The sequence below is a fragment of the Nocardia sp. NPDC059691 genome (genome assembly GCF_042733915.1).
In the GTDB taxonomy this organism is placed as follows: Bacteria; Actinomycetota; Actinomycetes; order Mycobacteriales; family Mycobacteriaceae; genus Nocardia; species Nocardia sichangensis.
Genome location: NZ_JBHWFB010000005.1, coordinates 42,057 through 56,398, shown reverse-complemented (window position 1 = coordinate 56,398; position 14,342 = coordinate 42,057). Strand labels below are relative to the sequence as shown.

Below are 14,342 nucleotides of genomic sequence, written 5' to 3'. Positions count from 1 at the left end.
CGCGCGGTGCGGCGTTTCCGGTATCGACAACGTCCCGATCGAAAACGGCGACCACAGCCGATTCGTCGGCTCCCGCCCGGCGGGACCGAGGTCATCGCCCGCGCCTGGCCGAACCACTCGCGCGAACGGATCACCGTGGGCGCCGGTTGTTCTCGGCGTCCACGGTGACCGGCTCGACGTGCGAGCCGCTAGATGGCGACCGGCTCCAGATGCCAGCCCGACGCGCGAGATCGCTCGTTCCAGAACGCGGCGTATCGGCCGTTCAGCGCGAGCAGTTCGGCGTGCGTGCCGCGCTCCACGATCCGCCCGCCGTCCACGAACAGGATCTGATCGGCGTGGGCGATGGTGGCCAGCCGGTGCGCGACCACGATCACCGTCTTGTCCTTGGTGATCTCGTGCATCCCGCGCACCACGACCGCTTCACTGTGCGGATCGAGCGCGCTGGTCACCTCGTCGAGCAGCACGATCGGCGCGTCCTTCAGCAATGCCCTGGCGATCGAGACGCGCTGCCGCTCACCGCCGGACAGCGCCGCGCCCCCCTCACCGACCCGAGTGTCGAAACCGTCCGGGAGCCGGTCGACGATCTCGTCGACGCGCGCCGCGGCCGCCGCGCGACGCACCTCGTCGTCACCGGCATCCGGCCTGCCGATCCGGATGTTGTCCGCGACCGACTGGTCGAACAGGTAGACGTTCTGGAACACCAGCGACAACTGACTCAGCAGCGTCGCCGACGGCTGATCGCGCACGTCGTGCCCGCCCACCACGACCCGGCCCGAATCCGCGTCGTAGAACCGCGCGGCCAGCCGCAGCAATGTCGTCTTACCCGCACCGCTGGGCCCGACGATGGCCGTCGTGGTGCCCGCGGGCACGCTGAACGTCACGCCCGACAGCACCGGTTCACCGGGACGGTATCCGAAACTCACGTCGTCGAAGACCACCGACGGCGCTTGCGGGGTGACGGCCGTTTCCGCCTCCGGGAGCACCGGTTCGTCGAGCAGCTCGCTGATCCGGTCCGCGGCCGCACCCGCCGAACGCAGCGCGGTGCCCAGCTGCGCGGCTTGGTTGAGCGGTTCGATGAACCGCGAGCTCACCGCGATCAGCGCGATCGCGGCGGCGGCCGAGATGGCGCCGTCGGTCACCCGCGCCACCGCGACGTACACCAGAACCAGGAACACGGCCTGCACGAACAGCGCGAACAGGATCAGGCCCGGCACGCTGGCGAACACCATGCGCGATCCGGCCGAGCGCTGCCCGGCCAACGCCGCGTCGAGCGCGCGGTTGCCCGATCCCACCGCGCCGAACGCCCGCAGCACCGGCTGCGCCTGGGCGAATTCGATGACGCGCGAATCGGCTTCGGCCGCCGCCGCGTGCATCCGCTGGTCCGCGCTGGTGTACGCGCGATCGGCCAGCCGGTTCACCAGGTAGAGCACTGGCGCGGCGAGCAGCATCGCCAGCGCGATACGCCAGTCGACCGCCAGCATGCCGACCGCGACCGCGAGCGGCACGATGACGCCGCTGAAGATCCTGGCCAGCAGATAGGCGACCAAGCCTTGCAGCTCCCGCACGTTGTCGACCATGACCCGCCCGAGCGGCCCGGCGTCATGGGTCTCGAACCAGCCGAGCGGCAGTGCGTTCAGGTGGTCGCCGAGCCGGGTCTGCAATCCACGCTGCATGCCGATGCCGACGCGCAGGCCGATCGCCGCCTGCAGGTAGCCGAAAACCACCACGCCCGCGACGGCGGCGAACATGCCGAGCGCCCAGAGCCACGCGCGGCCGAGGTCGTCGTCGAAAAGCGCCGTCAGCACCGGCACCAGCAGCAGGTACGCCACGGCCTGGCTGAGGGCCTGCGCGACTATGGCGGCGAACAGCTTCGGTGTCAGATGGGCGAATTCGCCCGGAACCAGCTCCAGCACCTTGCGAATCATCGGACACCCTCCACACTGTCGACGAGCGCCAGATCGCCGAGCGCCGCTTCGTTGATCTCCCATAGCCGCTGGTAGGCGCCGCCCGCGGTGACGAGACTCGCGTGATCACCCTGCTCGACCAGTCGTCCCCGCTCGAGCACCAGGATTCGATCCACCGAGGTGATGGTGTGCAACCGGTGTGCGATGACCAGGACCGTGCGCCCCGCGACCAGTACGGCCAGCGCGTCCTGCACGGCCGCTTCGGATTCCGGGTCCGCGAAGGCAGTCGCTTCGTCGAGCACGAGGACCGGGGTGTCCGCGAGCAGGGCGCGCGCTATCGAGAGCCGTTGCGCCTCGCCGCCGGAGAGCGTCGCGTCGATACCGAGCTCCGAGTCGTAACCACGCGGCAGCGCCATGATGCGATCGTGGATCTGCGCGGCGCGGGCGGCCCGCTCCACCGCGGCGTCGTCGGCGTCGGGACGGGCCAGGCGCAGGTTCTCCCTGATACTGCCGCGGATCAGCCGCACATCCTGGAAGACGAACCCGACGGTGCGGTAGAGCTCGTCGCTCGGAAAGTCACGGATGTCGCGGCCGCCGATGGTGATCCGGCCCGAACCCACGTCGTAGAACCGCGGCAGCAATTTGGCCAGTGTCGATTTGCCCGATCCGCTCGGGCCGACCAGTGCCGTGATCGTGCCGGGGGCGAGCTCGAGATCGATACCTCGCAACACGTCGTGGCCGGAACGATAGCCGAAGTCGACACCTTCGAACCGGACCAGACCGGCGGGCGCGGATTCGGCTTCCGGCGCGGCGGAGGTCGGCGCACCGCCACTCAATTCGGGAGTCCGTTGCAGGTCGTGCAGGCGTTGCGCCGCCACCGCGGCGGCCCGCAGCGCCTGCGCGCCATAGCCGAGACTCAGCAATGAACTGCCCAGGCCGAGGCCGACCAGCAGGAACGGCAGCACGTCCAGCGGCTCCACCCAGTCCAGGCCCACCGCGGCCAGTCCCGCGACGACCACGACCAGCATCACGAACACCGGGGTGACGACGATGTCGGAGGCCGCCTGCACCTTGATGATCGGCGTCTTCAGCCGGTCTACGCTGCGGGCTTGGTGCTCGACGGCGTCCTGGAAGACGCTGTGCGCCTTGCCCGCCTGACCGAACGCGCGCACCACCTGAATGCCGTCGACGAACTCGATGGCGGCTTGCTTGGTGGCCTGCTCGGAGCGGGTGTAGACCACGAAGCGGTCCCGTCCGTCCCGATCCATCATCCGGCTGTAGAGCACGGCGTACGCCAGGACCGGCACCAGCAGCACCAAGGCCAGCCGCCATTCGACGGTGAGCAGATAGCCGAACGTGATCAGCGGAACGGTGACGGCGCCGACGAACTCCAGGCGGGCGTGCGCCACCAGGTAGTGCAATGCCTCCACATCGTCCTGGAGATACTTCTTCACCTCGCCGGAGGTCCGCTCGCCGAACCAGCCCAGCGGCACCCGGGTCAGCTTGGCCGCCAGCGCCCGGCGCACGGCGAGCTGATATCCGGCGTCGACCAGGTGCGTCCACGTCAACGCCGCGGCCTGGAGCAGCGCGCGGACCACCAGGACCAGCACCGCGATCGTCAGCTGACGCCACACCCGGTCGGTGTCCACCTGATCCTGGAGCAGTTCGCGGCAGGCCGCCACGATCAGCACGAAGGGCACGACCGCGCACGCCGACGCGACGGCCATGACGATGCTGGCGACGGTCAACGGGCCGCGCACGGGCGCGAGAATCTCCTTGCGCGCCTGGGCCTCCTGCTGCTTGCGTTCTTTCAGCACCGCCCTCGGCGGCCGGTTCCCCGTCTGCGCCGCAGGCAGCGGCGCGACCTCTACCGTCATCTGACCTCGTCTCTCGCGGCATCCATCACCGGAATCGCCTCATCCTCACACAGAAGCGCCCAGCAAGAAAGGTTAGCCTAAGTTATCTTTGCCTCCCGGCGCCGTGGGAGCTTCGCGAGCGGTCCATCGACCCGCGAGTACGGAGGCGGTCGTCCGGCACGGCACGGGTCGCCCGCTTCGCCGCCGAGACCACGCGTCCTGGGCGGTCCCCGCCTACCGGCCGTTGTCTTTCGTGACTCATTTCGTCAATGTGCGAAAACCGCTGCGAACTCGCTGTTTTCGAACTGTCGACGCGCTCGGGAAGCCTCCGTGAACGAACCCGCATCCTGGTCCGATAGCCCGCGTGCATCGCTAACTTCGAATGCGAGTGAAACCACCGGACCCGCAGGAGGATCGAATATGTATGGCACGGAGATGTTTTCGGTTCTGTCGAATTGCGCCAGGGATCCCGGTGAACTCACCGCGGGCCAAGCGCACCACGCCATGCAAGTGCACCTGGATTGCAGCGTCGAAATATGCCGGGTCCGGCGGCGCGCCCGCAGGACATTGGTCGAAGCCCGGCTGATGGTGCTGGACGAACGGGCCACGCCGTGACAGGAGCACCGTGCTCGTGGCTCCCCCCGCGACGACGCGGAATCGTCACGGCGGCCGGGGTGTTGTCCCTGCCATGACCGCAACGGCATCCGATCGTTCCGCCACCCCTGTCGTCGACACCGAAACCGAATTCGGCGCCAAAGTCGCCGAACGCCTGAACCGCGAGTCCATCCTCTGGCTGACCACCGTCGGCCCCACCGGAACACCGCAGCCCAACCCCGTCTGGTTCCAGTGGCGCGACGGCGAGTTCCTGATCTTCAGCAAGCCCGGCCAACCGAAGGTGCGCAACATCCAGCGCAATCCCCGGGTCGCGCTGAACCTCAACAGCACCGCGTCCGGCGGCGACGTGGTGGTACTCACCGGCACGGCGCGGGTGGTCGAGCAACGGCCCGGTTCGACGGAGATCGACGCCTTCACCACGAAGTACGCTGACGGCCTTCGCTCGATCGGCCTGACCGACGAGCAGTTCTACGCCGAGTACTCCGTCGTGCTGCGCATCACGCCCGACCGGCTGCGCGGATTCTGAACCCGATGCAGTTCGCGCCGCCGCCGCCCACCGCCGCGTGGCGTCATCGCACCGCCCGCGAGGGGTTCGAGGTGGCGTATTTCCGGGTCACCGAGCAGGGCGTGCTGATCGACGGCTGCACGACAGCGGTCGAGGACGGCGCGGCCTGGGTGGTGGACTACCGGATCGCGCTGGACACCGAATGGCACACGCGCCGGGCACAGGTGGCCGTGCGCAAGCCAGGCGGCTGGAACACGCTGGTGCTGGAGTCCGACGGCGCGGGGTCCTGGCTGCTGGACGGCATGCCCGCGCCCCTGCTCGACGGCTGTCTGGATTTGGACCTGGAGTCCTCCGCGCTGACCAACGCGCTCCCCGTGCACCGGTCCGCGCGGGAGATCGGCGACGGCGCGGACGCGCCCGCGGCCTACGTGTACGCCTCCGGCGCCGCCGTGGCCCGGTTGGAGCAGCGCTACGTCCGCGTCGCCGACGGCTCGCACGGACCGCGGTTCCAGTACTCCGCCCCGGAGTTCGACTTCGCCTGCACGCTGGACTACGACAAGTCGGGCTTGGTGCTCGATTACCCGGGCATCGCGATCCGCGCCCACTGAGCCCGCCACCTCGGACGTCAGGCCTGCGGTCGGGCGTACTTCCGCCTTCGCTCCGGCCATGCGCGGACTGAGGACGGACTCCGCGTCCGACTGCACCTATTAGGCGTACCTCCGCCTTCGCTCCGGCCATGCGCGGGCTGAGGACGGACTCCATCCGACTGTACCTATTAGGGTCGGTATCGATGAGAAGGCGGCAACAACCGCCGTTGCCGAAACGGCACGGCTTGGACCCGGCCCGGTTGCGACTACCGGAGCAGGGGCATTGGGCGACCATCCGGGACCATCTGGTGGAGCGCCTGCCCCGGGTCTCCCCGGCGCGCATCGATGAACTGCTGCACGCGGGCGGCATCGTCGACCTGGACGGCCCGATCGCTCCGGACGCACCGTTCGTGCCCGGCGGCGCGGTCTGGTTCCATCGCGATCTGCCCGAGGAGACGGTGGTGCCGTTCGACATCCCCGTCGTGCATCGCGACGACGACCTGCTGGTGGTGGACAAACCGCACTTCCTGGCCACGATCCCGCGCGGTCAGCACATCCTGCAGACCGCGCTGGTGCGGCTGCGCCGAGAGCTGGACCTCCCCGATCTGGTCCCGGCGCATCGGCTCGACCGCGTCACGGCGGGCCTGGTGCTCTTCGTGATCAACCCGGCTCGCCGCGGCGCGTACCAGACCATGTTCCACAAGCGCACCGTGCGCAAAGAGTACGAGGCGATCGCCCCGTTCGATCCCGGCCTCACGCTGCCCCGCGTGGTGCGCAGCCGGATCATCAAGGAGAAACAGGTGCTCGCGGCCCAGGAGGTCCCGGGCGAACCCAACGCGGAAACCGGGATCGAACTGCTCGAGCACCGCGACGGCCTCGGCCGCTACCGGCTGCGTCCGCACACCGGCCGGACCCACCAATTGCGCCTGCATATGAACAGCCTCGGCGTCCCCATCCTCGGCGACGACTTCTACCCGGTGCTCACCGACAAGCCGGTCGACGACTTCACCAGGCCGCTGCAACTGCTGGCCGCCGCACTCGAGTTCACCGATCCGGTCACCCACGAGCCGCGCCGTTTCGAGACCAGCCGCACGCTGCAGGCCTGGACCGACCCGCACGGGTGGGCCGGCTGACACCGCGGTCAGCGCCCGCATCGAGCAGCGTCGCCACGACACGATCACCCGGCCGAGCGCCGCGCCGTGCCTTCGCACACGGTTCCGCGACACCCGCCTCGCCTTCCGTACACACGGCGGGGACCCCGTTCGACCCCAACGGCGGCGAAAAGTGATCGATCCGGCAATAAAGCCCGCATCCGCGGCGAACGTGTTCTCGTTCCGTAGACTCGGTCGAGATGTCTGAGCCGGACCTAGCAGCACCGACCCGCCCACGCCACAAAGTGCACGCCTACGTCGACGTCGCCGTGGTGGTGATCGTCCTGGTGGGCACCAATCTCATCGCACATTTCACCACCGCGTGGGCGAGCATCGTGACGGTGCCGGTCTCGGCGCTCGTGCTGCTCGCACTGGTCCGCAGGCGTGGTCTCGGCTGGTCGGAACTGGGCCTTTCGCCCCGGAACTGGCGGCGCGGTTCGCTCTACGCGCTCGGCGCGGTGGCGTTGGTCCTCGCGGTCGTCGCGATCGGGGCGGCACTACCGCTCACGCGGCCGTTCTTCCTAGCCGATCGCTATGCGACCATCTCCGGCGCGTTGATCGCCTCCATGATCGTCATCCCGTTGCAGACCGTGATCCCCGAGGAACTGGCCTTCCGTGGCGTGCTGTACGGCACACTCGACCGCGCGTACGGTGCGCGCGGCGTCTTCGCGGCGGGCTCCCTGCTGTTCGGCCTCTGGCACATCGCGTCGTCCCTCGGTCTCACCTCCGGCAATCGCGGCTTGAGCGCATTCGTCGGCGGCGGCGTGACCGGCCAGATCGTCGGCATCCTGCTCGCCGTTCTCGCGACAGCCGCGGCGGGCGTGGTGTTCACCTGGCTGCGCCACCGCAGCGGCAGCCTGCTCGCCCCGATAGCCCTGCACTGGTCGGTCAACGGCGCGGGAGCCCTGGCCGCCGCCATCGTCTGGCACACCACGCTCAGTTGACACCTGCCGGAGAAACTGGACCGAGAGTTCGGCCAGGAATCCTTCTTCAGAAACCCAGGCAGTCGAGAACTTCGGCCGCAGCGCGATAGCCGGATCGGACGGCACCGTCCATATAGCCGTTCCACACATCGGATGTCTCCGCGCCTGCCCAGTGGATGCGGCCGACCGGTTCGGACAGCGCCGCTCCGAACTGTGTCCAGACACCGGCGCCCAACCGGCCGCCGTAACAGCCGCGGGTGTATTCCTCCGCCATCCAATTCTGTTCGACGTAGTCGATCGGTTCCGCGGCCTCCGGACCGAACAGCTTGGTCAGAGTCGCCACGGCGACGGTCCGGCGTTCATCCGGGCTCCAGCGCGCCGCGCTCCGAGCGTGAGCGCCTTCGAAGAAGCCGACCAGCACGCCGCACACTCCGTCGGGCGGGGAGTTGTCGAGGGTGACGCTCAGTGCGTCATCAAGGCTGAAGGCGAACCCGTTGAGACCCGAGTTCCGCCAGAACGGCGTGGGATAGGCGACCTGCACCTTGATGACCGACCCCATCGGAATCTGCTGAGTGAGTCCGTCGCGGGCAGCGGGTAAGGCCGGCTGGTAGTGCAGCCGACCCGCCAAGGTGGGCGGGATAGCCACGATCGCGTGCCCGGCGGTGAGCGTGCCGCCTGCGTAGGTCACGCTCACGCCTTCTTCATCGTGGGTGATCGAGCGCACCGGGGCGTTGAGCGTGACGACATCGTCGCCGAGTTCGGCGGCCAGCCGTTCGGAGATCTGATGGGTGCCGCCGACGACGCGCATCTCTTGTGCGCCACCGGTGACGCCCACGAGGATGTCGAGCATGCCCGCGGACTTGATATAGAACAGGAAGTGCAGCAGCGACATCTCCGAGGGCTCAGCGGAGAAGAGCGCGGGCACGACCGCGGCCCAGAACGCCAGTGCTTCGGGATTCTCCGTGTTCGCGCGCAGCCACTCGTCGACGGTCCGGCGATCGAGCTCGGCGGCGCGCGGTGACGTCCAGGGCGAGGACAGCGAAACGGTTTCGGCGATCGCTTCGAGTTCGGCCTGCAGGCGGCCCACTTCCCCGGCGGCCTCCTCGGACAAGCCGAAGGTGACGTCGCCGTAGCGTGTGACGGTGCCGTTGTAGAGCGTCACCGACTCACCGTCGTCGTAGGTCGGAACCGTCTTCAGGCCGAACTCGTCGACCAGTTTCAGGACCTCGGTCTGCGTGCGGCCGATCCATTGCCCGCCCATCTCCACGGGAATCCCGCTCGACAGCAGGCCCCCGAGATTGCGCCCAGCCACGCGGTCTCGCGCCTCGAGCACCCGCACACTGCGCCCGGCGGCTTTGAGCGTCCTGGCCGCGGTCAAGCCGGCGAGACCGGCGCCTACCACCACAACATCGACATCGGTCATGTCCCATTCCTTACACAAAACTCGGTCGGTTGTACGACTGTAAGATAGGTCGCGCCAGTGCGGTGTGCAACAGTTGCTCGAAGTTCGTCTGCCAGCGGAGCGAGGAGAACCCGTGGTTTACGTCAAGGCGTCCGAACGCGAGGAGCAGATCGTTGCGGCGGCTATCACCGTGCTCAGCGACGTCGGCGTGCCCGCCACCACGCTGCGCGCGGTCGCCGCCGAGGCCGGCGTTCCGCTCGGCACGCTGCATTACGTGTTCCCGACCAAGGACCAGCTGCTGCGCTCGGTCATCACCACGCTCATCCGCGACATCTCCGCAGTGTTGCGAGCAGAACTCGAGCTCGACAAAGGCGTCGAGCACGCCCTGCGTCACGGCGTGACCAGTTTCTGGGAGAAGCTGGTCGACAGTCGGATCGGGCTGCAGATCATGCAGTACGAGCTGATGACCTACTCCCTGCGCAGCGAGGCCGGGGGCAACTTGGCCCAGCTGCAATACGAGCGCTACAGCTCGGTCGTCACCGAGTTCTGCGAACAGGCCGCCCAGGCCGCGGGAGAACGATGCGCCGTCGGTTTCGACACCCTCGGACGCCTTGCGCTCGCCCAGATCGACGGGCTCATCCTGCAGTACGTCGCGAAGCCCGACGCCGGCCGAGCTCGGCGAGACCTCGGCCAGGCACTGGACATGCTCGTCCTGTTCGCCGACCCGCAACCGGTCGCCCGTAGCGCGCCACGGCGGCGAAGCCCCGCACACATCGACCGCGAGTAGCCCTCCCCACCCGCCGATCGACTGCCTATTGCGCCATGGAGCGCCTTCGCCTTAACGTAATTCGTACGGTTGTCCGACTTAGTTCGATTATCTTGTTGGGGTCGCGAGGAGAAGCCCCGGCCGGTTCGGTCGCGACGGACCCGTGAAGCAGGCACCGGCACATCCACCCGGGATCGCCGAGCCGCAGGTCGTGTTTCCTCGCTCGGCCCACGATTCGCCCTCTGGAGTGAGACGAAATGATCCAGCTGAAACCCGACGACCGGCCCGACGGTCAAGACTCGCCGCGAGCGGTCACGGTCGCCGTGATAGGCGCAGGCATGGCCGGGCTCATCGCAGCGCGCGAGCTGCACTGCCGCGGCATCGACGTCATCGTGCTCGAATCCGCCGCGCGGCCGGGCGGGCGGGTCATGGCCGAGACCACCGCGCTCGGCTCGCGAGTCGACCTCGGCGGTCAATGGATCGGTCACGGGCACCGCCGCTTCGAGACGTTGGCCGCCGAACTCGGTACGACCGTGTTCGCGATGCGCACGCCCGAACGGCCTCGGATCGTCGACGGTGACAAGACCGTCGCGAACTCGAGGATCGCCGGCGCAGTCCTGCTGGCATGCGAGGTCGTCGCTCGACTCGGCGCACCCCGGACATGGAAGACGCAGAGCGTGCGATCGTGGCTGCGCCGCGTGCCCGGCCGCCGAGGGCGTCGGCTGCTGGAAGTACTCGTCTCGGTGTCCACCACTGCCGACCTCGATCGCTACTCTGTGCACGCCTTCCTCGAGATGATCCGTTACCAGGGCGGGCTCACGGCGATGCTCTCCACGAAGGGCGGTGCGCAGGAGAGCCTGGTCGTCGAAGGGGCCGGGACGCTGATCGAACGGCTGGCCGCCGCGCTCCATGACAGAGTGGTGTTGAACAGCGCCGTCACCGCGTTACACCGCGACGAGACCGGTGTCACGATCCACTCGTCCTCTGGGACATACCGCGCGACGAAAGTGATCGTGACAGTCCCGCCACCGATGGCAGCGGGCATCGAACATCACCCCGCGCTCCCCGCCGCGCGAACCCGCCTACAGGACAACACCTACATGGGCTCGGTGTACAAAGCGATCGCGGTCTATGACCGTCCGTTCTGGCGCGACCGCACCCACGCCGAATTGATGGCGCTCACCGATCCCGGCATGGCGGTATTCGATACCTCACCCCCCGGCGGCCCCGGCCACCTATGCATTCTCATCGCCGGCCCCGAGGCCCGTGAACTCGACAGTCTCGCCGCCGACGCCCGCCGCACAACAGTGCTGGGACCACTCGCTACGCACCTCGGCTCCGAGATCCTCGCTCCCCGAAGTTGGCACGAGAAGTCGTGGCACCAGGACCGGCATGTCGGTGGCGGCTACTCGGCTCTGCCCAGTATCGGACACGACGAGGGATATTTTCCGGCCTCCGCGGAACGAATGGGCAACGTCCATTGGGCGGGAACCGAGACCGCCTGCGAGCACGCCGGTTATATCGAGGGCGCCATCGAGTCCGGCGAACGCGCCGCACAGGAGGTCATCGAGATTCTCTGTGACGACGGGTTATCGAATTCCGCAGGCGGAACCGAACCCTGATTCGCCGCTGACCGCCCGGCATTCATCGCCGTCCGGACAGGCGCGCTCGACCACATGGCCGATGTCCGGATGCCGCACCGCCGGGCAGCCTCGGCGGCGTGCCCGCGCCGGCCCGTATCTACGCGCCTTGCCCTGGACCGGGATCGGCGCGGAGCGCAAACCGAGCAACCCGGGCGGAAAATACGGTGCACTGGATACGTGTGCATTCGAACGGAGTTTCGACACGCAGAGAGCGCCGCCGAATGCGCCGCTCATCCGGATATTCGAGGGAGGTCATGAATTTCCCGCACTCGGCGTGTCGCCTTCTGCTCGGAGAGCGCCACATTGACCACGGGCGGAGGTCGGTTTAATCTCACTCCGATCACACATATGTTCGAGCGATCATGTCACCACCACTCGACATGAGACCTGCTCTTGGGAAGGCTCGCGATGCCCGACGAATCCTCGAACGATAGTTCCGAGATTGCCGCGCTGGCACAGCAAGTCGAGACCGCGCGCGGCAAACTGCCCCTGCAGCTCGATCCGGCGCTGCTGGAGGTGCTGTCCGAACGCGAGATCGCCGCGGAGCGCGAGCTGGCGGAATGGATTCGCGCGCGCCGCCGCGAGCAGCGGCGACGGGCCATCGAGGCGGAACTGGCCACCGAACGGCGCGACCGGAAGTCGTCCGCGGCGTTGCGCCGCTCGGAGGAGGCCGACGCCCGCTGGCATCGGCGCGCGCTGGCGGCGCGGCGTCGGGCGTCGAGCCAGGACGCGCGCCTGGCGCAGCTCTACCGGCGGGCGGAGTGGTCGTCGCGCGCCTTGATCGCCGTCGTCGTGCTCGGCATGGTGTGGGCCGGTGTCAACGTGCAGCACAATCTGGTGCCCAGCGGCGACATGGCCGATCCGTTGTACTGGTTGAGCTACGGCATCGAGGCGATGATCTCGATCCCGATCATCACCATCATGGTGGCGGCGACGACCGCGGCGCGATGGGGCCGGGAGCTGGCGCGCGGCAAGGTGATCTTCTTCGAGGCGGCGCTACTCGGCACGACCGTCGCGCTGAACACGGGACCGCATCTCGCCGCGGGCGACCTCGGCCGCGCCGCCGAATACGCGATCGCTCCGGTGATGGTCGGCGTCGTCATCTGGTTGCACGCCTGGGTTTCCGCGCGGTACGCGGTGCTGATCGACGGCGCGCCGGTGATCGATCCCGACCCGCGAACGATCCGTCTCGATGCGCGACTCACCCCGGGCATGCAGGGGGAAGCGAGTAGTCACCCCTCGCTCGACGCAGCGGTGAACAGCGGCCGATTTCCCTGGGAAACCTATGCTGGCGTGACCGATTACCGCGAGGCGCACCACGACGCGAATCACGGAGCGCAGACCGGTCATCGGGGCGGTGCCGACCTCCATCACGCCGGGAGTGAAGCCTCGACCCACCACGCTGTCCCGACCGAAATGACGGGCGCTCGTCCCGCAGAACGCCCCGACGAGTTCGACTCGGCCGCACCGACCATGCCTGTCCCGGCACGCGTCGATCCCGCAAAGTCGGCGACCAATGGTCACGCGGTCGGATCGCGGATCAACGGCCACCCCATCACTGTCGACCGCGTCGCGTCCACCGCGGCGACCCCTGGCAACGGCGAAGTGCGCGAGGGCTTCAGCACTTCGGGCCTCGCCGATACTCGCACGGCCAACGGTCACGCGGTCGATACCGGCATGAACGGTGTCGCATTCCCGCACACGACGAACGGCCACGCCGTCGAACCCACCGTCAATGGCCACACCCGCGGCGACCTGTCCGTGAACGGCCACGTCCTGCCGATCGACGGCAAGGCCAGCCGGACACCTATCAACGGGAACGGGCACCCGCGCATCAACGGACATACCTTGCGCCCGGCCACCAACGGTCACACGGTGCCGACCCCCGCCGAGGGCACCGAGCGGCACCCGCGAGTCAATGGAAAGCCCTTCCGCCCTGGCACCGACGATGACACCACCGAGTTCCCGGCGACCGGAGACGTTCGAGTCAACGGGCACGACACTGTTCCAACCGCCAATGGTCACGACGCCGGGACGCCCACAGGCATCAACGCGCACGCGCTTCCGGTCGACCGGCACACCGCCCCCGCCAGTGAAGACCACACGGACACCGTCGCTCCCCATGGAAGCCCGGTTCCGTCTGCCACCAACAGCCGCGAGTTGACGACTTCCCCGACGCATCCGGATTCATCTGCCGCCCAGCATGTCTCGCAGGTCCAGTCGGACGGACGTTCGACCCGGTCGGCCGATCCCGAAGCAGCGCAGCCTTCACCGGCCGACTTCGAGCACGGAACGCCGAGCCGAGTGCGAACGCGGGCGTCCGATATCGGTGAACCGCGCCCAGAACCCGCGCAACCTGCACAACAGATTTCGCTGGACGGACTCGAGTTCGACGAACGTCCCTCCACTCAGACGAACAGCGCGACGCCGCCACTTCCGCCCGCCGGTCGAGGCGAACGCTCGGCCGATCGCGTGCATCGAGGAGACGACGCCGCCCGGCGTCCCGGCTCCACCGAACCGATGCACACCCAGTCCCCCGCAATCGCCGACACCGCCGCACAGGTGCACCCCAACGCCACCGCCCCGCGCGCGGCGAAACGCGGAAAGTCGATGTCCGCAGAGCAGAACGACCACTCCGCCGACGCGGAGAGCGAACAACTGGCCCTCGAGGAAACCCCCGAGCTTTCGCCCCTCCCCATCGCACCGATGCCGATCCTCGAGGACGACGACGAGGACGACGAATTCCCCACCGAGCCGGAGGAAGCCGACACCGACGACGACGAAATCTCCGCGATCGCACGAGCCATCACCGACCGCCACCTGTCCGACCTCCCGATCGAGGAGGTCAGAGAGATCCTGACCCTCGCCGATCAGGGCGGCTCGACCCCTGCCATCGCGAACGAACTCGGCGTCCCCCGCTCCGCGGTCACCCGCGTCCTGGACTCCGCCGTCAAAGTCCACCGCCCCTACGCGACCATCGGCTGAGCACC

The 14,342-nt window shown here is 68.3% G+C and carries 11 protein-coding genes; 8 read left to right on the top strand and 3 right to left on the bottom strand.

Annotated elements, in window-relative coordinates; translation table 11 throughout:
- Positions 1–188: 188 nt before the first annotated feature.
- Positions 189–1,925, bottom strand: coding sequence for an ABC transporter ATP-binding protein (locus tag ACFV2O_RS12975; protein WP_379251951.1), 1,737 nt, complete (start codon positions 1,923–1,925; stop codon positions 189–191).
- Complete coding sequence (locus ACFV2O_RS12970; RefSeq protein ID WP_379251950.1) at positions 1,922–3,781, bottom strand: ABC transporter ATP-binding protein; 1,860 nt, start codon at positions 3,779–3,781, stop codon at positions 1,922–1,924. The genes ACFV2O_RS12975 and ACFV2O_RS12970 overlap by 4 nt, the downstream gene beginning before the upstream one ends.
- A 414-nt stretch (positions 3,782–4,195) precedes the next feature.
- Between ACFV2O_RS12970 and ACFV2O_RS12965 the strand changes: the two genes are divergently transcribed.
- From ACFV2O_RS12965 to ACFV2O_RS12945, 5 genes are all read left to right on the top strand, one after another.
- Positions 4,196–4,375: a hypothetical protein gene (locus tag ACFV2O_RS12965; protein ID WP_355076057.1), complete on the top strand. Its 180-nt coding sequence runs from the start codon at positions 4,196–4,198 to the stop codon at positions 4,373–4,375.
- 73 nt (positions 4,376–4,448) lie between these two features.
- On the top strand, positions 4,449–4,901 hold the full coding sequence (locus ACFV2O_RS12960) for a TIGR03667 family PPOX class F420-dependent oxidoreductase (protein ID WP_364430699.1): 453 nt from the start codon (positions 4,449–4,451) through the stop codon (positions 4,899–4,901).
- A 5-nt stretch (positions 4,902–4,906) separates the two neighbouring features.
- Positions 4,907–5,488 (top strand): putative glycolipid-binding domain-containing protein, encoded by a 582-nt coding sequence (locus ACFV2O_RS12955; protein WP_379251949.1) that lies wholly within the window; start codon positions 4,907–4,909, stop codon positions 5,486–5,488.
- A gap of 182 nt (positions 5,489–5,670) precedes the next feature.
- Positions 5,671–6,600 carry an RluA family pseudouridine synthase gene (locus ACFV2O_RS12950; protein WP_379251948.1) on the top strand — a complete coding sequence of 310 codons (930 nt, stop codon included), beginning with the start codon at positions 5,671–5,673 and terminating at the stop codon, positions 6,598–6,600.
- Positions 6,601–6,818: 218 nt separating this feature from the next.
- The gene (locus tag ACFV2O_RS12945; RefSeq protein WP_379251947.1) at positions 6,819–7,562 is read left to right on the top strand and encodes a CPBP family intramembrane glutamic endopeptidase; all 744 of its coding nucleotides are present in this window, start codon (positions 6,819–6,821) and stop codon (positions 7,560–7,562) included.
- A gap of 46 nt (positions 7,563–7,608) precedes the next feature.
- On the opposite strand, the gene ACFV2O_RS12940 is transcribed toward ACFV2O_RS12945, so the two are convergent.
- Positions 7,609–8,964, bottom strand: a complete 1,356-nt coding sequence (locus ACFV2O_RS12940; protein WP_379251946.1) for a flavin monoamine oxidase family protein — start codon at positions 8,962–8,964, stop codon at positions 7,609–7,611.
- Between the two features lie 112 nt (positions 8,965–9,076).
- Here ACFV2O_RS12940 and ACFV2O_RS12935 point away from each other — a divergent pair, with 112 nt between their 5' ends.
- From ACFV2O_RS12935 to ACFV2O_RS12925, 3 genes are all read left to right on the top strand, one after another.
- On the top strand, positions 9,077–9,730 hold the full coding sequence (locus ACFV2O_RS12935; RefSeq protein WP_379251945.1) for a TetR/AcrR family transcriptional regulator: 654 nt from the start codon (positions 9,077–9,079) through the stop codon (positions 9,728–9,730).
- Between the two features lie 236 nt (positions 9,731–9,966).
- Positions 9,967–11,331 (top strand): flavin monoamine oxidase family protein, encoded by a 1,365-nt coding sequence (locus tag ACFV2O_RS12930; protein ID WP_379251944.1) that lies wholly within the window; start codon positions 9,967–9,969, stop codon positions 11,329–11,331.
- 429 nt (positions 11,332–11,760) lie between these two features.
- Entirely contained in the window at positions 11,761–14,337 is a 2,577-nt protein-coding gene (locus ACFV2O_RS12925) for a hypothetical protein (protein WP_379251943.1), read from the top strand.
- Positions 14,338–14,342 lie beyond the last annotated feature (5 nt).